A 17,942-nucleotide genomic window follows, 5' to 3' on the forward strand; every position below is an offset into this window, starting at 1 on the left:
GACGCCCTTTTCGCCGACCTCGGCGACCCTCGTATCGTGATTGGAATCGTCGTCAGCCGCGCCGACAGCGCATCGGTTCACATCGGCGAGCACCTGCTCGAACTCGCCGACTGGGACGAACGGACCGACGGGGACCGACCCGACGCCGACGGCGGCGGCACCGTCTTCTCCCGGGACGGCTTCGAACTCCGGGAGTTCGACGACCTACACATCGACCTCGACGACCCTGCCGAGGCGTTCGACGCCGACCTCGACCTCGTCGTCGTCGTCTCCCGGCACGCCGGCGAGACCGGCGCGCTCCTGACCGCGCACTTCACCGGGAACTTCGGCCCCGCCGACTACGGCGGCGAGCCGGGGCGGTTCGCCCGCGCGTGCCCCAACGCCCAGCGCGCCGTCATCGAGGCGCTCCGCGAGCGTGCGCCCGACGACTACGAGGTCGGCATCGAGGCGACCCACCACGGCCCGACCGAGCCGACGGTCCCCTCGATGTTCGTCGAGCTCGGGAGCGACGAAGAGCAGTGGGGTGACCCCGAGGGAGCCCGCGCCGTCGCGGCGGCCGTTCTCGACATCGAAGGCGTCGCGCCCGACGCGGACCGCCAGCTCGTCGGCTTCGGCGGCGGCCACTACGCCCCGCGGTTCGAGCGCGTCCTCCGCGAGACCGACTGGCGCGTCGGCCACATCGCCGCCGACTGGCAGCTCAAGGCGATGGGCGCGCCCGAGAACAACCGCGACGTGCTCCGCCGGGCGTTCGAGGCCTCCGCGGCCGACCTCGCGCTGGTCGACGGCGACCGCGACGACCTCGCGGCCGCCCTCGAAGCCGAGGGGTTCCGGGTCGTCTCCGAGACGTGGGTCCGCGAGACCGCGGGCGTCCCCCTCGACCGCGTTGCCGCCCTCGAAGCCGACGTCACGACCGTCGAGGAGGGGCTCCGGTTCGGCGCGCGAATCGACGCCGACGACTACGAGGTCGTCTCGCTCCCCGACGGCCTGCTCGGCGAGGCGCAGGGCATCGACCTCGACGCCGCGCTCGACGCCGTCCGCGAGACCACCGTCGCCTTCCACACGACCGAGGGCGGCGCGCGCGCGGTGGGTCGCGCCGCCGTCGCGGGCGACGGCTACGACGAACTCGCGTCGCGGCTCTGCGACGTGCTGCGCGAGAAATACGACAGCGTGGTCCGCGAAGACGGGGCGGTCACGGCGACGGTTCGGGCGTTCGACCCCGCCGCCGCACGCGAGTTTGGCGTCCCCGAAGGGCCGGCGTTCGGCAAGCTCTCGGCCGGGCAGCCGGTCGAAATCGACGGCGAGACCGTCGCGCCCGAAGAGGTATCGAAAGAACGACTCATCGAGTTCGTCGTGTGAGCCCCGGCGGAGCGCGGCCGGCCGATTCGCCCCGTGAACCGTCCTGTGCCGCGGGCTCTCATGTCACGTTTCGGCACGAATCGGCGGCTCGTCGGACAGATGTCTGACGGAAGGGGGAAAGATAATTAGTCGTCCTCCGTAAACCGTCTCCATAAATATGGACTCTATCGTCGGCGACGCAATTGACGAGGCCGAGGCCGAGGACATGGGGGATGAGTCGGTTCAGGTCGACGACTCGACCAACATCAACCGGTCCGGGACGATGACTGACGACGAACTGAAAGCGGTTCTCAAAGACCTCCAGACCAACATCACGGTGGTCGGGTGCGGCGGTGCCGGCGGGAACACCGTCAACCGGATGCACGAGGAGGGAATCAAGGGGGCGAAGCTCGTCGCCGCTAACACCGACGTGCAGCACCTCGTGGAAATCGGTGCCGACACGAAGATTCTCATGGGCGAACAGAAGACCCAGGGTCGCGGCGCGGGCTCGCTCCCGCAGGTCGGCGAGGAAGCCGCTCTCGAATCCCAAGAGGAGATTTACGACGCCATCGAGGGCTCCGACATGGTGTTCGTCACCGCCGGGCTCGGCGGCGGCACCGGCACCGGTTCGGCCCCCGTGGTCGCCAAGGCGGCCCGCGAGTCGGGCGCGCTCACCATCGCCATCGTCACGACGCCGTTCACGGCCGAAGGCGAGGTGCGACGAACCAACGCCGAAGCCGGTCTCGAACGCCTCCGCGACGTTTCTGACACGGTCATCGTCGTCCCGAACGACCGCCTGCTCGACGCCGTGGGGAAGCTCCCGGTCCGTCAGGCGTTCAAGGTCTCCGACGAGGTGCTGATGCGCTCGGTCAAGGGTATCACCGAACTCATCACCAAGCCCGGTCTCGTCAACCTCGACTTCGCCGACGTGAAGACGGTCATGGAGCGCGGCGGCGTCGCCATGATCGGTCTCGGCGAGTCCGACTCCGAGTCCAAGGCCCAAGAGTCCGTCAAGTCTGCCCTCCGCTCGCCGCTTCTCGACGTGGACATCTCCGGCGCGAACTCCGCGCTCGTCAACGTCACCGGCGGCTCCGACATGAGCATCGAGGAGGCCGAGGGCGTCGTCGAGGAGATTTACGACCGCATCGACCCCGACGCGCGCATCATCTGGGGGACCTCCGTCGACGACGAACTCGAAGGCATGATGCGGACGATGATCGTCGTCACCGGCGTCGAGTCGCCCCAAATCTACGGCCGAAACGGCGAGGTGCAGGCGCAGGCCGAAGGCCGTCTCGAAGACATCGACTACGTCGAGTAGTCGCCGTCGTCGGCGACGCGGCCGGGAACGCGTCCACCGCTCTCGCGGTCCGGATGCCCTCCGTTCTCCTCCCCTCGCGTTCCGCGTAGTGGCGTCACTCCGCCGGATTCGGCGTTCTCACTCGCCTTCGAGACCGAATTCGGCTCGACGGTGCATCAATAGATAGAAAAAGCCCGACGCCTTAGGCCCCAGCAACATGGACGTTAAGTACGACCTGAACAGCTACGTTCGCGTGTTGAAACTCGCGAGCACCCCGTCCTGGCAGGAGTTCTCCCAGATCTCCAAAATCGCTGGCGCGGGTATCTTCCTCGTCGGACTGCTCGGTTTCATCATCTTCGCGGTCATGAGCTTCCTCCCCGGAGGGGTCTGAGATGCCCATCTTCGCGGTAAAGACCACCGCTCGTCAGGAGCAAACGGTCGCGGACATGATTGCGACGAAGGAATTCGAACAGATTCACGCCGTCCTCGCGCCCGACTCGCTCACGAGTTACGTGATGGTCGAGGCCGACGACGACGGTATTGTCACGCGCGTCCTCGAGGAGATTCCGCACGCCCGAGGTCTCGTCGAGAGCGGCGGCGCGGTCGGCACCTCCAGCATGGCCGAAGTCGAACACTTCCTCTCGCCGACGCCGGACGTGGAGGGTATCGCGGAGGGCGACATCGTCGAACTCATCGCCGGCCCGTTCAAAGGCGAGAAGGCGCGCGTCCAGCGCATCGACGAGACGAAAGACCAGGTCACCGTCGAACTGTACGAGGCGACGGTCCCGATTCCGGTCACCGTCCGCGGGGACCAGATTCGCGTCCTCGACTCCGAAGAGCGGTAAGCGTCCGCCCCGACGAGGGCTCTTTTCTCTCTCAGTTTCGGCTCGACTCACCGCGCGCGACGAGCGCCGCGTCCCCCGGCGACATCCACCCTCCCGGCGACTCCCATGTCCCCCGACAGTCACCGACGAGACCGTCTCGCGCGACCGTGTCGCGTCCCACCGCGACCTCCGACGTTTCGTCGCTCTGTCTACAGCGCGCCCTGCTCGCGGAGCGTCTCGACGACGCTGTTGAGGTCTGCGTCCGCCTCGACGGCGTCTTTCACGTCCTCGCGGATGCGGACCGCGGAGGAGTCGGCGTCGTACGCGCGGACGAACTCGGCGCGGGTGTGCTCGTCGAAGGCGTGTCGAATCGCGAAGTAGCCCTCGGGCACGATGGTCCCGCACACCTTGCACTCGTGGCGCTCGTGTTCCACCGTCTGGTGGATGACCGCGCTTTCCGCGTCTTCGAACCGACCGTCACACCCTTCGATTCCGCACTTCCACCGGGACATGTTCCCACCGACGGACGTGAGCGACAAAACCGTTTCTTCGACCGCCCGGCGTTCGACAAATAGCAACCACTAACTGGTGGCTGACCCGACCGTATCGTGTGAGCGCGACCACGACGACGCGGGTCGATATGCACGTGAAGATTCTCGACGAGCGGGTCGTCTCGCGCGCGAAAGCCCGCGGTATCGACGTGCTCGTCTACGCGCCGCACTTCGTTCGCCTGCCAGACATCCGCGCCCGCGCGGCGCGCTTTTCGGACGACGACCTGCTCGTCGTCCCCGCCCGCGAGGTGTTCACGGGGTCGTGGCGCGACCGGAAACACGTCCTCGCGGTCGGCCTCTCGGACCCCGTGCCCGACTTCATCACCCTCGACGGGGCCTTCGCCGAGTTCGACCGGCAGGACGCGGCGACGCTCGTCCCGCACCCCGAGTTCCTGACGGTGAGCCTCACCGCCGAGGACGTGGCCGCCCGCCGCGACGACATCGACGCCGTCGAGACGTACAACACGAAGTCCTTGCCGCGGGACAACCGCCGCGGGCGCGACATCGCCCGCGAGACGGGGCTGCCGGGGTTCGCGTCGTCCTACGCGCACCTCCACGGCACCGTCGGCGAGGCGTGGACCGAGTTCGACCGCGACATCGACTCCGAGGCCGACCTCGTCACCGCGCTCCGCGAGGGGGCGGAACGCCGGGTCGTCCGCCGCACAGGAGTCTCCCACGCGCTCCGCGGCGCGGCCGAGTTCGCCCACCTCGGCTACGAGAACTCGTGGGGGAAAGTCGACCGACTCCTGCTTTCGGGGATGGAGCCGACGCATCCGAGCCACATCGCCTACGACGGTCGGTTCGACGACGTGAGCGTCTACTGAGTCTCGCAAAATAGTTTTTCGAGCGCGTCCGAACGCGCCAGCATCGCGGCCGCCCCGCCCTCAGACCACCGCGGTGAACGTCGCCGCGGCGTCCGCGAGGGACACGTCGAGCGAAAAGAGGTAGTAGTGGACGCCCGCGAGGACGCCGAGTTCGGCGACCGTGACGACGACGGTCACCGCGTCGGCGTGTTTCGAACTCGTCGCCACGCCGGTCGGCAGGTCGTACTCCTGCGGCGACAGCGGGTAGAACAGCGCGATGCCGCGCTTCGAGCCGACCATGTCGAGGACGTAGTGGGTGGCGACGCCGATCCAGACGAAGTGGAGGTTGCCGAAGACGAGCGGGAACGCGAGGAATATCGCCAGCACCGGGAGGTTGTGGAGCGTCTTGCGGTGCTTGCCGAAGGCGGTGTCCACGTCGGGGAACAGCGCCCCGAGGACGACTGGCAGCGACAACTGGCCGATTTTCTGGGCGAGGAGGAACGCCGAGTCGACCGTCGGTTCGAACGACCGCGGGTCCACGGTGAGGATGACGCCGAGCCCGAGCGCCAACAGAATGGCGTTGAGCACGTGTCCCTTCTTGTTCATGGATGCAGACTGGTCTGGCGGGATACAAAGCTTTCCCACGGAACCGACCGACAGCGGCCGTGCGACCGACTCAGTCGGTCGTGGCGGACTCGATTTCTTCGCGGAGGAGCGCCAGCGCCCCGCGCGCAATCTGTTCTTTCACCTGCGTCCGCGACCCGTCGTACTCGAAGCGCTCGACGCGGGCGTACGAGTCGCCGGAGCCCCACGGCGCGGCGAAGGCGACGCCGACGAAGACGGTCCCGACCGGCTTGCCGGGGAGTCCGCCCTCCGGCCCGGCGATACCCGTCGTTGCGAGCCCCCACGTCGCGTCGGCCACGTCGCGGACGCCGGCGGCCATCCCGCGGGCGACGGGCTCGGAGACGGCGCCGTGTTCGTCGAGCGACTCCCGCGAGACCGCCAGTTCGTGGCGCTTGGCGTCGTAGGAGTAGGTGACGAGCGAGCGGTCGAAGTAGTCGCTGGAGCCGGGCACGTCGGTCAGGAGCGACCCGACGAGGCCGCCCGTACAGGACTCCGCGACCGCGACGGTGTGGTCCGCCTCGCGGAGGGCGTCGCCGACGCGGACCTCCTCGGGCGGGTCGGATGCGAACTCGCGCATACGACCGACGACGGGCGGTCGGGACAAAAAGCGGTCGGGGAGGTCACCGCCGGGGCTGGCGTCGCGGTCGGAACCGATGCGGCGGGACAAAAGTCCACCGGCGGTTCCGAGACCGAGAAGTACACAAAGCCCCGCGGTGTCGGGTCCGACATGGACATCGACGTTGAGCCGACGGAGCGACCCGACGCCGACGAAGACGACGACGCCGGCGATGACGAGCCGGCCGAAATCGAGGTGGAAGTCACCGACCCAGACGAGGTCACCTCGACCGACACCGAAGACCTCCCCGAGGGCATCGACGCCCCGGATTACGTCCTCTACGGCGGCAAGGGCGGCGTCGGAAAGACCACGATGGCCGCGGCGACGGCGCTCGCCAGCGCGGCCGACGGCACCGCGACGCTCGTCGTCTCCACGGACCCCGCGCACTCTCTGTCCGACACGCTCGGCGTGCCGGTCCCCGACAAGCCGACTCGGATCCGCGAGGAGATTCCCCTCTACGCGGCCGAAATCGACCCCGACGCGGTCATGGAAGGGCCGTTCGCCGGCGGCGACGGCTCGAGCGAGGACTTCGACGACGAGACCGACTTCGAGACCGGCGAGTACGACGACGACAACCCCTTCGCCGGCGGCGACTCGGACTCCCCGTTCGGTGGGATGGGCGGTGGAATGGGCGGCTTCGAGGACCTCCTCGGCGGCGACGGCCCGATGGGGATGGGCGGCCCGATGCCCGGCGCGGACGAGGCCGCGGCGATGCAGCAGCTCCTCGAATACATGGACGACCCGCGGTTCGACCGCGTCGTCGTCGACACCGCGCCCACGGGCCACACGCTCCGCCTGCTCGAACTCCCCGAACTGATGGACTCCATGCTCGGTCGCATCGCCCGCATGCGCCAGCGTTTCTCCGGCATGATGGACAACCTCAAGGGGATGTTCGGCGGCGGCCCCGACGACCCGCAGGCCGGGATGGCGGACCTCGACGACCTCCGCGAGCGCATCGAGCGCCTGCGCGCGGTCCTCCGCGACCCGACGCGGACCGATTTCCGTGTCGTCATGATTCCCGAGGAGATGAGCGTCGTGGAGTCGAAGCGCCTCGTCTCGCGGCTCGACGAGTTCGGCATCCCCGTCCAGACGCTCGTCGTCAACCGCGTGATGGAGTCCGTCGAGGACGTGGCCGACGTGGACCCCAAGTGGATAGAATCGCCCGACTTGGAGAACTGCGGCTTCTGTCAGCGCCGCTGGCAGGTCCAACAGGACGCGCTCCGCTCGGCGACGAACCTCTTCCGCGGCCGCGACGTGAAGCGGGTGCCGCTGCTCGCAGAACAGGTACAGGGCGAAGACGCCCTCCGGGTCGTCGCGACCTGTCTGAAGTAACGCCGAGAAGAACGCCTTCGCGGGCCGACCGCGACGGGTTCAGGGAAGCTTGCGAGCGAAGCCGTAGAGCGCGTCGCGCCACGCGTCGGGCAGGAAGCGCGCGAGGACGCCGACGCGGGCGACGGTTCCGGGCTGGTAGCGCGCCCGCGGCTTGGTCGAACTCGCGGCGTTGACGATGTCTTCTGCGACGCGCTCGGGCGGAATCGCGCCGGGACCGTCGCCGCCGAGCGCCTGCGAGTCGTCGAACAGCTTGTAGAGCTTCTCGTACGCGCCGGAGCGGTCGAGGCCGTCGGCGTCCTCTCCGTTGCCGTTGACCTCGTCGTCCACGCGGTTCGAAAACTGCGTCTCGACCGGACCGGGTTCGATGAGGACGGCGTCGATACCGTACTCCTCGACCTCGGTGCGGAGCGCGTCGGTCATCGCCTCGACGGCGAACTTCGAGCCGGCGTAGACGCCGGTGCCGGGGAAGGCGACGCGGCCGACGACGCTGGAGACGTTGACGATGGTGCCGTCGCCCTGCGAGCGCATGTGAGGCAACACGGCGCGGATGAGCCGGTGGGGGCCGTAGACGTTCACGTCGAACTGGTCGTGGACCTTCTCGGTCGGCACGTCCTCGACGGGGCCCATCTGGCCGTAGCCGGCGTTGTTGACGAGGCAGTCGATTCGGCCCTGCTCGTCGGTGATGCGGTCGACCACGCGGTCGACGTCCCCCTGGTCGGTCACGTCGAGCGTCGCGATGTTCGCGCCGCGCTCCCCCAGCGTCTCGATGTCGGCCGGGTTCCGGGCGGTGGCGTAAACCTCCCACTCCTCGTCGAGGAAGTCGAGCGCCGTCGCGCGCCCGATTCCCGAGGAGCAACCGGTGATGAGGACCGTCTTTTGATGCACGTCGGTAGGTCGAACCGCGCGCTGTTAAGTGTTCGCGGTTCGCCACGATTGGCCTCCGCTCAGTCTTCGTACTGCGCCTTCGCCTCGTCGGCGTAGGCGTCGGCCAACCGAGTCGGTTCGGGGAGCTTGTACTGCCCCGAGAGCCGGGAGACGAGGTCGACGGTCGTGGCCGCAGAGAGGCGGTGGCCGGGGCTGACGTACAGCGGGTTCACGATGGGCCGCGAGTCGTACTGCCGCGACTGGAAGGCGTAGCCGATGGTCGTCTCGGGGCCGGCGGGGTGGCCGCCGACGGGGTCGACCGAGTCGTCGGCGCGAATCGGCGTTCGCCAGCCCTCCGGCCGGCCGTCCACGTCTTCGTCCGGCGTCCCGCAGAGGAGAGACTTGGCGACGCCGATGCTCGGCGCGTCGCAGACGACGCCGAGGTGGGTGGCGAGGCCGGCCTGTCGGAAGTGGATTCGCCCCGACCCGTCGAAGACGAGCAGGTCTGGGTCGCAGTCGAGTTCGGCGAGTGCGTCGAGGATGGGGCCGCCCTCGCGGAACGAGAGCAGGCCGGGGATGTAGGGCAAATCGAGGTCGGAGACGGCGTGGACGCGCTCGACCACCTCGCCGCCGCGGAGGACGACGACGGCGCTCAGCGCGCGGTCGTCCAGAAACGACTGGTCGATGCCGGCGACGAGCGGCGGTGGCGAGTCGGCGTCACCGCCGGGTACTATCGCGTCCGTGAGCGTCTCGTTTTCCGTCTCCGGGGTGGCGAGCGAGACGCGCGTCGGGTCGAACGGGAGGTCGTCCTCGAAGACGGCGGCCTCGGCGACGCGGCGCTGGAGCGACTCCATCTCGTCGCGCGAGAGGCCGGGGCGCGGCGCGAGTTCGGGGCGGGCCGGACGCATCTCAGAACCGGCCGCGGCCGGGGCCGCCGGGACCGCCGGGACCGCCGGGACCGCCGGGACCGCCGGGACCGCGCCCGCCGAGCGAGAGCTGCGAGGGGACCTTCCGTTGGCCCTTCACCCGCTGGCCGTAGGCGAGGCCGATGACGAGACCGATGAGGTGCGCGAAGTGGGCGATGCCGTCGGCGCTCTGGCTGACGAAGAAGAACACCGAGATGCCGGCGAACCCGAGCGTGAACAGCCACAGCGGCACCGGGATGATGAAGTACAGGTAAATCTTCAGCCCCGGGTTGAGGACCGTCAGGACGCCGAGGACGGCCATGATGGCACCGCTCGCGCCGACGACGGCGCTCACGCTTCCCGGCGACAGGAGCATCGACGAGCCGACCTGCGCGAGTCCGGCGAGCATCCCGCTGACGAGGAACAGCGCCGCGAACTTCCGCGACCCGACGTAGCGCTCCACCAGCGGGCCGAAGAAGAACAGCACGATGGAGTTGCCGACGATGTGGTAGAAGCCGCCGTGGGCGAATATCGAGGTGACCCACGTCCAGACGTACTCGGGGTGAATGCTCGTGAGGTAGAACGCGTTAATCGAGAGGGAGGGGAGGCCGAGGAACTGCTCCAAGACGAGCTGGGCGAAGAACGTGAGCCACATCAGCGCGAGGAACAGGTACGTGACGTTCCCGCGGAAGTAGCCGAGCACGCCGCTGGCGCCCGTGAGCGAACTCAACAGTCCGCCGCTGCGGCCGCCTTCGTTGTTTACGGAATCGTCGAAAGAGCTATCGAAGACGCCAGCGGGGTCGTCCCAGTCGGAGAGCCCCGCGCAATCGTGGTTCTCGGGGAGGCGGTGTTCGGAACAGAACGTCCCGCCACACCGTGAACAGCGGTACGGCAGACTCTCGTCCTTGCCGCACACGTCGCAGATAGGCATTACCAACGCCTTACAGCGGCGAGATAAAAAGGGGTTCCCTCATGGATGTGGAGTGTGAACATACAGCGAACGAGTGATAGATTCAGGTGTTTCGTCGCTTCGGTCGGTGGGTCGCCCCATCTGTCAGAGGCGGCCGCGTGGCTGTCGTCGGCGTAGACATCGTGTCGCGCTCGGCGGTCGTTGCGCGGGAAATTCGGGGTTACGCGTCTTCGGAGGACGCTTCCTCGGCGTCTTCGTCCGCCTCGTCGGCGGGCGTGAAGTTCGTGGGGACGACGGTCGGGTGCTGAAGCCCGAGACGGGGTTGCTTGGCTGCCATACTCGTCTCGACGTACCCGGCACAGGAACTAAAGATTACCCATGTGCATAATTTATCGGTCGATGCGCCGGCGATAACTGTCGGGTATCCGCGTCGCCGACACTGGTCGGTTTCCGTCGGACGCGTCTCGGGAGTCGACGCCGCGACCGGCGGCAACGCTCTCGCTCGACGGCGGTGTCGAAAAAAGCGCGCGGTGGAGTCGCTTACGCGAAGTTCTCTTCGTAGAGGTCCATCGCGTGTTCGATGGCGTCCTTTGCGGCCTGCTTGTCCTCCCAGCCCAGCGTCTCGACTTCCTTGCCGGCCTCGAGGTTCTTGTAGGTCGCGAAGAACTCGTCAATCTCGTCGAGCGTCTGCTGCGGGATGTCTTCGAGGTCCTCGATGTGGTCGTAGCGGGGGTCCTCGATGGGGACGGCGATGACCTTGTCGTCCTGCTCGCCGTCGTCGTCCATCTTCATGAGCGCGACCGGGCGGGCCTCGATGACGCAGCCGGGGAACGTCTGGTCCTCGACGAGGACGAGCACGTCGAAGGGGTCCTCGTCGTCGTAGTACGTCTGCGGGATGAAGCCGTAGTCCGACGGGTAGTGGACGTTGGAGTGGAGCACGCGGTCGAGGACGACGCCGGGGATGTCCTTGTCGTACTCGTACTTGTTGCGCTCGCCTTTGAGACACTCGACAACTGCGTAGATTTCGTCCGGCGCGTCGGGGCCGGTCTCCATGTCTTCCCAGAGGTTCACCATACCGAACCCATCCTCGATGCGGGCAAAAGTCCTTTCGGGATTGGTCTCGTATCGCTGTCATCCGGGTTCCGTCGGCCGCTTCGAACCCCTCTACATGTAGAGGTATTCCTCACAGAATCCCACGACGCTACCCCTATGCGTCTGAGATATTCCCCGGGTATGCCCGCTCGGCGACTCTCCGTCGTCTTCGCTTTATCGCCGTGACCCGACTCTGTGCAATACCCGGCACTCGTGTGCGCTCCGCCCCAATTTCTTTGAATAATGGGCCTCCGTATGACGGCGAAACAGACTGCTCGTTGACAAAGTTTAAATAGGAAGGTGACATTTCCATATGCATGTCAGAGGCACAAACAATTGGCAACAAATCCGGTGCGGCTCGGGACCTCACCGCGTTCCAACAGAATATCCTCGTCATTCTCGCCGAGGAACCGATGTACGGCCTGGCTATCAAGCGTCACCTCGAATCGTACTACGACACCGAGGTCAACCACGGGCGTCTGTACCCCAACCTCGACGACCTCGTCGAGATGGGGCTGGTCGAAAAGAGCGAACTCGACAAGCGGACGAACCAGTACGAACTGACCGACGACGGCCTCCAGGCGGTCCTCGACCGCTTCGACTGGATGCTCTCGAAGTTCGTCACCGACGACGAGCGCGCCGAGATGGTCTCGGAGCTCGTCGAAGCCAAGCTGTAATCGGCCGAACACACCGCACGAACCGCGGGGTTCGCTCAGTTGTATTCGGGCACTTCGGCGTCTGCGGCGTCGAAGAGCAACTCGAGCGACTCCGGCAACAACGACCGCTGTTCCGCGGTCGTCCACGCATTGCGTGGATAATATTCTTCGACGAACTCGCGCACTTCGGGAGCGCCGGCCGTCTCGATTCGTCGGACGTAGTGGTTTCCGAGGAAGTCCGCGAACGCCCGCGCGTTCGCCGCGTGGTCCGCGCCGTGTTCCTCGTCGACGGTCGCGACGCACGCCGCGTTGTGCTCTTCGACCGCGCTCCACTCGTGGTCCTCACCAGTCCCCGACAGTGCACGTTCGATTCCGCGGTCGACGTCGTCTATCTCCGCCGGGTCGACGATTCCGTCGTCGTCGACCCACTCGTCGGGGTGGAGCACCAACACGTCGTCTTCCTCGCGGTGTCGCGCGCGGAACTCGTGTTCGCTCACGAGTTCGTCGCGGACGGACCGGTACGTCGCCGCCTCGTCGGGGTCCACGGCGTCGCGGGCCAGCCGCGTCAGCCGTTCTGCTTCAGAGAGCACGTCTTCGGGGAGTTCTGACTCAGGCATCGTCGAGGGCCTCGTTGGCTAGGGAGTCGGCGCGGTCGTTTATCTCTCGCGGTACGTGCTCCAGCGACCAGCGGTCGAACGTCGACAGGTGCTCTCGGGCCTTCACGCGGCGCTCTCTCAGACCGGGGTCGTTGGTCTTCCACTCGCCGCGGACCTGCTTGACGACCAGTTGGGAGTCGCCGCGCACGTCGACCTCGTCGTACCCGTACTCCTCGGCGACCGACAGCGCCTCCACGAGCGCCTCGTACTCCGCGCGGTTGTTGGTCGTCTCGCCGATTCGCTTCGAGCCCTCGGCGACGATACCGTTGCTGGTCACGATAGCCCACCCGATGGCCGCGGGGCCGGGGTTCCCGCGGCTCGCGCCGTCGAAGTAGACGTGCGCGCGGCCGCCTTTCGGCTGGATGAGCGCGAGCAGGTCCGTCGGCCTCGACCCCTGTACGACGACTTTCCCGTCGTAGGCGACGGCGCTGGCGTCGCCGCGTTCGGCGCGCCACCGCTCGTGGTCGGTGTTTCCGGGCGAGACGGACACGCCCGCGGCTTCGAGTCGTCCTCGGGCTTCGTCGGGGTCGCACTCGACGGTCGGCATACCGTCACCTCACCGGTGATTCGGTAAAGGCGCTCCGTTCGTCGCTGCGGGCACGACGACACTCCGACGAACCCCGCCAAAGGTTGAAGTGCAAGGAAATAGACAATATATAAATGCGATGAAACGGCCTACCCGCCAGCGGGAGCGTGAGCACGACCGGACTCGATGGGGAGACGAGTCACAGGACGACGAGACATCAGAAGAGGAGTTGGACCTCGACGACCTCGACCCCGAGGAGGTCGTTCGGACCGGCGACGGCGAATTGATTCACGAAGAGACCGGCATCATCATCGAAGAAGAGCGCATCGACCCCGGCCCGGAGTGGCGGGCGTTCAACCACTCCGAGCGGCAGTCCAAGTCTCGCGTGGGCGCGCCGACCACGCAGACGATGCACGACAAGGGGCTGACGACGACCATCGACTGGAAGGACAAAGACGCCTACGGCCGCTCTATCTCCTCGAAGAAGCGGTCGCAGATGCACCGCCTGCGCAAGTGGCAAGAGCGCATCCGGACCAAGGACGCCGGCGAGCGTAACCTCCAGTTCGCCCTCAGCGAAATCGACCGCATGGCCTCGGCGCTCGGCGTCCCGCGGTCGGTCCGCGAGGTCGCTTCGGTCATCTACCGCCGCGCGCTCAGCGAGGACCTGATTCGCGGGCGCTCCATCGAGGGCGTCGCCACCTCGGCGCTCTACGCCGCCTGTCGGAAGGAGGGCATTCCTCGTTCCCTCGAAGAGATTTCCGAGGTGTCTCGCGTCGAGCGCAAGGAAATCGGGCGCACGTACCGCTACATCTCCCAGGAGCTCGGCCTAGAGATGCGGCCGGTGGACCCGAAGAAGTACGTCCCGCGGTTTTCGTCCGAACTCGACCTCTCGAAGGAGGTCCAGTCGAAGGCGAACGAGATTATCGAGACGACCGCGGAACAGGGGCTTCTCTCCGGGAAGTCGCCGACCGGCTTCGCCGCCGCCGCAATCTACGCCGCCTCGCTTCTCTGCAACGAGAAGAAGACCCAGCGCGAGGTCGCCGAGGTCGCGCAGGTGACGGAAGTCACCATCCGGAACCGCTACCAAGAGCAGATCGAAGCGATGGGCATCCACACCTGAGCCCCGCCCGCGCGAGTCGCATCCCTTTCTGACCCCGGACGCGTCGCCGAAGGTTCATACCCGCGGGCGACCCACGTCCGGTGAATGCGGCTCGACGAGTACATGGACATCGAGCGGGACGAGCGCGCCGAGCGGCGGCGACTCGCCGAGGAGAAGTCCTACGGCATCCTCGACCACCTCGAGACGTTCCAAGACCGGTTCGAGGAGACGGTGCAGGGAGACTCGCTGTACGGCGGCGTCTCCCCGTCTATCTTCGTCGGGCGGTCGAACTACCCGAACGTCTCGACGGGCATCCTCTCGCCGGTCGGCCACGACGAGGACGCGGCGTCGTTCGAGACGAGCGCCGCGTGGTACGACGAGGGCGTGAGCATCGACGACGTGTTCCAGCGGCGCACCTCGCTTTTGAACTCAAATCGCGGGACGAAGGTGACGAACGTCGCCGACTCGTGGGACGGCTTCCTCGGGACGCAACGCGAGGTCGCCATCGCCGACCGCCCCGTGACGGTCGAAATCGGCCTCGACGGGAAGCCGTCGCTCGACCTCGACGCCAGCGCCGACGACGTGGCGACCCCCGTCGGCCCGCGGGCCCGCGCCCGCTCCGCCGACCTCGCGGAGAACCCCCACGTTCCCAAACTGGTGAAAAAGACGCTCGAAGACGACGACTGGAACGCCGAGGGCGCGATGACGTACCTCTACCGCCGCGGGTTCGACGTGTACGACATCAACACCATCCTCTCTGCGGGCGCGCTCGGCCAGACCGAACAGCGCCGACTCGTCCCGACGCGGTGGTCCATCACCGCCGTCGACGACACGCTCGGCCAGTATCTCCGCGGACAGGTCAAACACGCTGACAGCGTCGACGGCGTCGAAATCTACCGCAACGAGTTCATCGGCAACGCCTTCTGGGTCATCCTCGCACCGGGGCGCTGGGAGTTCGAACTGATAGAGCTGAAAGCCCCGGGGAGCGTCTGGAACCCCGACCCCGAGGCCGGGATGTACCTCGCGGCAGACCGCGAGGGCTACGAGGGCCGGACCGGCTACGTGAACGAGACGGCCGGCGCGTACCACGCCTCCCGACTCGGCGTTCTCGAACACCTCCAGGAGCGCGGCCGACAGGCGAAGGCGCTCGTCATCAGGCACGTCTCCGACGACTACTGGGGACCCGTCGGCGTCTGGCAGATACGCGAGTCCATCCGCCACGCCTTCGAAGGCGAGACGGCCGACGCCGAGACGTTCGGCGACGCCGTCCGCGACGTGACGGAGTACCTCCCCGTCTCGCTCGCGGACCTCCGGCGGAAGTCCACGATGGCCGCCGGCCTCCAGACCGACATCTTCGACTTCACGTGAGCAACGTATTTTGACAGTCGGATAATACGTTCCTGCATGGTCCCGTTACAGGTACCCGGCGGTCCCGAACTGCTCATCATCATCCTCATCTACGGCATCTTCGCGCTCCTCCCCGTGGTCGCGGCGCTCGTCGCGCTCTACCTGCTGTACAAGATTCGAAGCGACGTCAAGCGCATCGCGGACGCGGTCGACGCGCGAGACGGGTTATAACTCGAGACGGCTGGGTACGCTCGGTGACCTCGATTATGCCTCGGCCGCGTCGAGGTTGGCGAGCGCCTGTTCGACGAGTTCGCCCGTGTCGGCGATGATGTCTGCCATCTCGTCGTTGTCGGGCGCGATACCGATGAGCCGGGCGACGCGCATGATGCTCAGGTGGTAGACGACCTGCTTGCCCGGTTCCTCCTCCCAGATGACCACGTTGCACGGGAAGAGCCCGCCCATCTTCTTGTCGGTGGCGTCGAGCGCGCGGTCCGCCATGTTCGGGTTACACGCGCCGAGGACGTAGTAGGGGTCGCGGCCGGCGTCGACCTTCTCGTTGAGCATCTCGGAGGGCGAAAATTCGGTGGCGACACCGAACCCGGCGTCGGTGAAGGCCTCGCGGACGCGCTCGATTGCGGCCTCGTGTTCCATTTCGAGGACGACGCGCTCCTCGCCGATGTCTTCCGGTTTGATGGCGCTGGGGTCGATTGGGAGTGCCATGACCCACCGTTGACTCCCCGTCGGGGAAAAGGTATGGTAGTGTGCTTGACCTACACGAGCGAGTCGTCGCCTTCCCACGACGCGGCGTCGTCGAGCACGGATTCGACGAACGACGCCTTCGCGTTCGTGTATCGACTCCGGCCGTCCGGGTGCGCCTCGGCGAGCCTGCGCTTGTGTCGCTCGTACTCGGCCGCGAGGTCGCCGTCTGCGCGAAGGACGTCGCGGAAGGTGACCTGCTCGCGGTGGCAGTCGCTCCCGGCTTCAGTCACGGAGAGATAGTGCGTCCGTCGCTCGGGCGGGCCGCGGACGAAAAACCGGCGGTCGGGAACGTCGTCGTCGGGTCGTTCTTCGTAGCCCGCGGCTTCGAGCGCCCGCGCAACGTCGCCGGCGTCGTCGAGGTCGGAGACGAGGACGAGCAGGTCGAGGATGGGCTTTGCGGCTAATCCCGGAACTGCGGTGCTTCCGACGTGTTCGAACCGGACGCCGTTCTCGTCGGCGGCACAGAGTCGTGGTCGCAGGCGCTCGACCTCGCGCTCGTACGCCTCGCGCCAGCGCGAGGCGTGCGCGACGAGTTCCACGGTGCCGCGGGCGAGGCCGAGCGACGGATACGGCTCGTCGTCGTCGGCCGCGGACCCGTCCTTGCGGTCGTCGCCGTCGCTCATAGCGGAATCGGGAGCCACTGGAGCGCCGAAGCGACCTGCTCGGGCGGCAACAGCGGCGGGTGGAGCACGAGCCAGTCCAAGAGGATGAGCCCGCCGCCGTGGGCGACGATGGAGGGCAGAATCGAGTCGCTCTCGTAGTCGACGAGGCCGAACAGCACGTCCGTCGGTGCCGACAGGAGAATCTCTATCGGGGGCTTACCGACGTGGTGAAACGCGTAGAGCACCGGGCTGATGAGCGCGCTCTTCCGGCCGATTTCGCGGACGCCGACGCAGAGCAGGCCGCGGTAGTACGTCTCGGCCGCGACGACGACGAGCAACTGCTGGGCCGCGTGCGGGAGGAAGTCGGCGAGGGCGGTCGAGGTGTGCCACATCGGATAGTAGGCCCGAATCGACGGGAGGCTCGACCCGACGAGGTAAAACGGGAGAACGAACAGCGCGAGGAGAACCGTGTTGCGGAGCGCCGCCCGGTCGACGTTCCAGCCGAGGTTGCGACCGTGGGCGAGCGCGAGCGCTCCGGGTACGAGGATGAACAGGAGGGCGTCGTGGACCGCGCGGTAGGTGAGGTCGCCGGCGGGAAGCGGCCAGAGACTCCACGCGGCCCCGACGATGCCCCCGACGATGAGGGCGCGGTAGAGCCACGGGAGGCGGGCGAGCCGGCGGCGCAACACCGTTATTCCGTCTGAACGGGGTCGCGGCCGACGATGTCGAGCACGTCGTCGACGAAGGTCTGTCGCGTCTCGAAGTAGGTCTCGTCGGCCTCGGCGAGCACGTCTTCGAGGCTCTGGGGACCGTCGGGCGTGCGGAGGACCGCGTCGCCTTCTTTGTTCAGGATGCTGCTCTTTTCTTGCGGCCACGTCAGTCGGGAGGCGACGCGCGCGAGAGGCGCACCTTCGACGGACGCGCCCGTACCGAGTTCGACGGCGGGTGCCTCGTCTGCTTCCTCGTCAGCCATGCGCGAGGGTTAGCCACCGCGCATGATAATCCCTTCGAGATTCGCATGCGACCGTGACGCACTCGCGGCGCGGCGAACGAGCCGCCGCACGGATATCGACAGCCCGCGACGTGTCGAGAAACAGACAATCGTCTGACGCATCGTTTTAGGGGCTGCTTTCGTAGTCGGGGC

Annotated in this window: 23 protein-coding genes; 10 read left to right on the plus strand and 13 right to left on the minus strand. The window is 67.2% G+C overall.

Translation table 11 applies throughout. The features are described from left to right. The first annotated feature begins 36 nt into the window (after positions 1 to 36). The 4 genes from BN984_RS09875 (at position 37) to BN984_RS09890 (ending at position 3,477) form a co-directional block, all read left to right on the plus strand. Complete coding sequence (locus tag BN984_RS09875) at positions 37 to 1,356, plus strand: D-aminoacyl-tRNA deacylase (protein WP_008092122.1); 1,320 nt, start codon at positions 37 to 39, stop codon at positions 1,354 to 1,356. A 157-nt stretch (positions 1,357 to 1,513) separates the two neighbouring features. Then, entirely contained in the window at positions 1,514 to 2,653 is a 1,140-nt protein-coding gene (gene ftsZ / locus BN984_RS09880; protein ID WP_004972824.1) for a cell division protein FtsZ, read from the plus strand. A gap of 196 nt (positions 2,654 to 2,849) precedes the next feature. Beyond that, positions 2,850 to 3,023, plus strand: coding sequence for a protein translocase SEC61 complex subunit gamma (locus BN984_RS09885; protein WP_004044219.1), 174 nt, complete (start codon positions 2,850 to 2,852; stop codon positions 3,021 to 3,023). Between the two features lies 1 nt (position 3,024). Then, positions 3,025 to 3,477 carry a transcription elongation factor Spt5 gene (locus tag BN984_RS09890; RefSeq protein ID WP_004044218.1) on the plus strand — a complete coding sequence of 151 codons (453 nt, stop codon included), beginning with the start codon at positions 3,025 to 3,027 and terminating at the stop codon, positions 3,475 to 3,477. Between the two features lie 188 nt (positions 3,478 to 3,665). Here BN984_RS09890 and BN984_RS09895 read toward each other — a convergent pair whose 3' ends face one another. Further along, positions 3,666 to 3,968 (minus strand): DUF7565 family protein, encoded by a 303-nt coding sequence (locus BN984_RS09895; protein WP_049905009.1) that lies wholly within the window; start codon positions 3,966 to 3,968, stop codon positions 3,666 to 3,668. 98 nt (positions 3,969 to 4,066) lie between these two features. Here BN984_RS09895 and BN984_RS09900 point away from each other — a divergent pair, with 98 nt between their 5' ends. Further along, on the plus strand, positions 4,067 to 4,831 hold the full coding sequence (locus tag BN984_RS09900) for a PHP-associated domain-containing protein (protein ID WP_181950693.1): 765 nt from the start codon (positions 4,067 to 4,069) through the stop codon (positions 4,829 to 4,831). Between the two features lie 60 nt (positions 4,832 to 4,891). Here the strand turns inward: BN984_RS09900 and BN984_RS09905 are convergent, their stop codons facing one another. Beyond that, positions 4,892 to 5,416 carry a metal-dependent hydrolase gene (locus BN984_RS09905; protein ID WP_008092128.1) on the minus strand — a complete coding sequence of 175 codons (525 nt, stop codon included), beginning with the start codon at positions 5,414 to 5,416 and terminating at the stop codon, positions 4,892 to 4,894. 70 nt (positions 5,417 to 5,486) lie between these two features. After that, a complete protein-coding gene (locus BN984_RS09910) occupies positions 5,487 to 6,011 on the minus strand; it encodes a CinA family protein (protein WP_049968134.1) in 525 nt (174 codons plus the stop codon). A gap of 150 nt (positions 6,012 to 6,161) precedes the next feature. Between BN984_RS09910 and BN984_RS09915 the strand changes: the two genes are divergently transcribed. Continuing rightward, a complete protein-coding gene (locus BN984_RS09915) occupies positions 6,162 to 7,382 on the plus strand; it encodes an ArsA family ATPase (RefSeq protein ID WP_049968603.1) in 1,221 nt (406 codons plus the stop codon). A 39-nt stretch (positions 7,383 to 7,421) separates the two neighbouring features. Here BN984_RS09915 and BN984_RS09920 read toward each other — a convergent pair whose 3' ends face one another. From BN984_RS09920 to BN984_RS09935, 4 genes are all read right to left on the minus strand, one after another. Then, the gene (locus tag BN984_RS09920; protein ID WP_049968135.1) at positions 7,422 to 8,267 is read right to left on the minus strand and encodes an SDR family oxidoreductase; all 846 of its coding nucleotides are present in this window, start codon (positions 8,265 to 8,267) and stop codon (positions 7,422 to 7,424) included. A 59-nt stretch (positions 8,268 to 8,326) separates the two neighbouring features. Continuing rightward, a complete protein-coding gene (locus tag BN984_RS09925; protein WP_049968136.1) occupies positions 8,327 to 9,154 on the minus strand; it encodes an endonuclease V in 828 nt (275 codons plus the stop codon). 1 nt (position 9,155) lies between these two features. Beyond that, entirely contained in the window at positions 9,156 to 10,082 is a 927-nt protein-coding gene (locus BN984_RS09930; RefSeq protein ID WP_049968137.1) for a rhomboid family intramembrane serine protease, read from the minus strand. A 519-nt stretch (positions 10,083 to 10,601) separates the two neighbouring features. After that, positions 10,602 to 11,135, minus strand: coding sequence for an inorganic diphosphatase (locus BN984_RS09935; RefSeq protein WP_004972805.1), 534 nt, complete (start codon positions 11,133 to 11,135; stop codon positions 10,602 to 10,604). A 335-nt stretch (positions 11,136 to 11,470) separates the two neighbouring features. On the opposite strand from BN984_RS09935, the gene BN984_RS09940 reads away from it, so the two are divergent. Continuing rightward, positions 11,471 to 11,830 carry a PadR family transcriptional regulator gene (locus BN984_RS09940; protein WP_004972802.1) on the plus strand — a complete coding sequence of 120 codons (360 nt, stop codon included), beginning with the start codon at positions 11,471 to 11,473 and terminating at the stop codon, positions 11,828 to 11,830. 35 nt (positions 11,831 to 11,865) lie between these two features. On the opposite strand, the gene BN984_RS09945 is transcribed toward BN984_RS09940, so the two are convergent. Both BN984_RS09945 and rnhA read right to left on the minus strand, forming a co-directional pair. After that, positions 11,866 to 12,426, minus strand: coding sequence for a DUF7108 family protein (locus BN984_RS09945; protein ID WP_008092142.1), 561 nt, complete (start codon positions 12,424 to 12,426; stop codon positions 11,866 to 11,868). Continuing rightward, positions 12,419 to 13,012 (minus strand): ribonuclease HI, encoded by a 594-nt coding sequence (rnhA, locus tag BN984_RS09950; protein WP_008092144.1) that lies wholly within the window; start codon positions 13,010 to 13,012, stop codon positions 12,419 to 12,421. The genes BN984_RS09945 and rnhA overlap by 8 nt, the downstream gene beginning before the upstream one ends. 118 nt (positions 13,013 to 13,130) lie before the next feature. Here rnhA and BN984_RS09955 point away from each other — a divergent pair, with 118 nt between their 5' ends. The 3 genes from BN984_RS09955 to BN984_RS19745 all read left to right on the plus strand — a co-directional run bounded on the left by BN984_RS09955 (position 13,131) and on the right by BN984_RS19745 (position 15,668). Next, entirely contained in the window at positions 13,131 to 14,111 is a 981-nt protein-coding gene (locus tag BN984_RS09955; RefSeq protein ID WP_042663705.1) for a transcription initiation factor IIB, read from the plus strand. An 84-nt stretch (positions 14,112 to 14,195) separates the two neighbouring features. Beyond that, the gene (gene nreA, locus BN984_RS09960; RefSeq protein ID WP_004972796.1) at positions 14,196 to 15,458 is read left to right on the plus strand and encodes a DNA repair protein NreA; all 1,263 of its coding nucleotides are present in this window, start codon (positions 14,196 to 14,198) and stop codon (positions 15,456 to 15,458) included. 36 nt (positions 15,459 to 15,494) lie between these two features. After that, a complete protein-coding gene (locus tag BN984_RS19745; protein ID WP_008092147.1) occupies positions 15,495 to 15,668 on the plus strand; it encodes a hypothetical protein in 174 nt (57 codons plus the stop codon). A gap of 33 nt (positions 15,669 to 15,701) precedes the next feature. Here the strand turns inward: BN984_RS19745 and BN984_RS09965 are convergent, their stop codons facing one another. The 4 genes from BN984_RS09965 to BN984_RS09980 are packed head-to-tail and all read right to left on the minus strand — an operon-like array spanning position 15,702 to position 17,771. Continuing rightward, positions 15,702 to 16,157, minus strand: a complete 456-nt coding sequence (locus BN984_RS09965; protein WP_004972792.1) for a DUF302 domain-containing protein — start codon at positions 16,155 to 16,157, stop codon at positions 15,702 to 15,704. Positions 16,158 to 16,207: 50 nt separating this feature from the next. Then, complete coding sequence (locus tag BN984_RS09970) at positions 16,208 to 16,819, minus strand: GrpB family protein (protein ID WP_008092149.1); 612 nt, start codon at positions 16,817 to 16,819, stop codon at positions 16,208 to 16,210. Continuing rightward, positions 16,816 to 17,487: a CPBP family glutamic-type intramembrane protease gene (locus BN984_RS09975; RefSeq protein ID WP_049913373.1), complete on the minus strand. Its 672-nt coding sequence runs from the start codon at positions 17,485 to 17,487 to the stop codon at positions 16,816 to 16,818. The genes BN984_RS09970 and BN984_RS09975 overlap by 4 nt, the downstream gene beginning before the upstream one ends. Positions 17,488 to 17,489: 2 nt before the next feature. After that, complete coding sequence (locus BN984_RS09980; protein WP_008092153.1) at positions 17,490 to 17,771, minus strand: DUF5789 family protein; 282 nt, start codon at positions 17,769 to 17,771, stop codon at positions 17,490 to 17,492. Positions 17,772 to 17,942: the final 171 nt, after the last annotated feature.

Source organism: Haloferax prahovense (assembly GCF_000723845.1).
Classification (GTDB): Archaea; Halobacteriota; Halobacteria; order Halobacteriales; family Haloferacaceae; genus Haloferax; species Haloferax prahovense.

Coding starts and splice junctions, on each gene's coding strand:
- ftsZ (WP_004972824.1), top strand. CDS start 1,514: ATGGACTCTATCGTCGGCGACGCAATTGACGAGGCCGAGGCCGAGGAC.
- BN984_RS09885 (WP_004044219.1), top strand. CDS start 2,850: ATGGACGTTAAGTACGACCTGAACAGCTACGTTCGCGTGTTGAAACTC.
- BN984_RS09890 (WP_004044218.1), top strand. CDS start 3,025: ATGCCCATCTTCGCGGTAAAGACCACCGCTCGTCAGGAGCAAACGGTC.
- BN984_RS09895 (WP_049905009.1), bottom strand. CDS start 3,968: ATGTCCCGGTGGAAGTGCGGAATCGAAGGGTGTGACGGTCGGTTCGAA.
- BN984_RS09905 (WP_008092128.1), bottom strand. CDS start 5,416: ATGAACAAGAAGGGACACGTGCTCAACGCCATTCTGTTGGCGCTCGGG.
- BN984_RS09910 (WP_049968134.1), bottom strand. CDS start 6,011: ATGCGCGAGTTCGCATCCGACCCGCCCGAGGAGGTCCGCGTCGGCGAC.
- BN984_RS09915 (WP_049968603.1), top strand. CDS start 6,162: ATGGACATCGACGTTGAGCCGACGGAGCGACCCGACGCCGACGAAGAC.
- BN984_RS09925 (WP_049968136.1), bottom strand. CDS start 9,154: ATGCGTCCGGCCCGCCCCGAACTCGCGCCGCGCCCCGGCCTCTCGCGC.
- BN984_RS09930 (WP_049968137.1), bottom strand. CDS start 10,082: ATGCCTATCTGCGACGTGTGCGGCAAGGACGAGAGTCTGCCGTACCGC.
- BN984_RS09935 (WP_004972805.1), bottom strand. CDS start 11,135: ATGGTGAACCTCTGGGAAGACATGGAGACCGGCCCCGACGCGCCGGAC.
- BN984_RS09940 (WP_004972802.1), top strand. CDS start 11,471: ATGTCAGAGGCACAAACAATTGGCAACAAATCCGGTGCGGCTCGGGAC.
- BN984_RS09945 (WP_008092142.1), bottom strand. CDS start 12,426: ATGCCTGAGTCAGAACTCCCCGAAGACGTGCTCTCTGAAGCAGAACGG.
- rnhA (WP_008092144.1), bottom strand. CDS start 13,012: ATGCCGACCGTCGAGTGCGACCCCGACGAAGCCCGAGGACGACTCGAA.
- BN984_RS09955 (WP_042663705.1), top strand. CDS start 13,131: ATGAAACGGCCTACCCGCCAGCGGGAGCGTGAGCACGACCGGACTCGA.
- nreA (WP_004972796.1), top strand. CDS start 14,196: ATGCGGCTCGACGAGTACATGGACATCGAGCGGGACGAGCGCGCCGAG.
- BN984_RS19745 (WP_008092147.1), top strand. CDS start 15,495: ATGGTCCCGTTACAGGTACCCGGCGGTCCCGAACTGCTCATCATCATC.
- BN984_RS09965 (WP_004972792.1), bottom strand. CDS start 16,157: ATGGCACTCCCAATCGACCCCAGCGCCATCAAACCGGAAGACATCGGC.
- BN984_RS09970 (WP_008092149.1), bottom strand. CDS start 16,819: ATGAGCGACGGCGACGACCGCAAGGACGGGTCCGCGGCCGACGACGAC.
- BN984_RS09980 (WP_008092153.1), bottom strand. CDS start 17,771: ATGGCTGACGAGGAAGCAGACGAGGCACCCGCCGTCGAACTCGGTACG.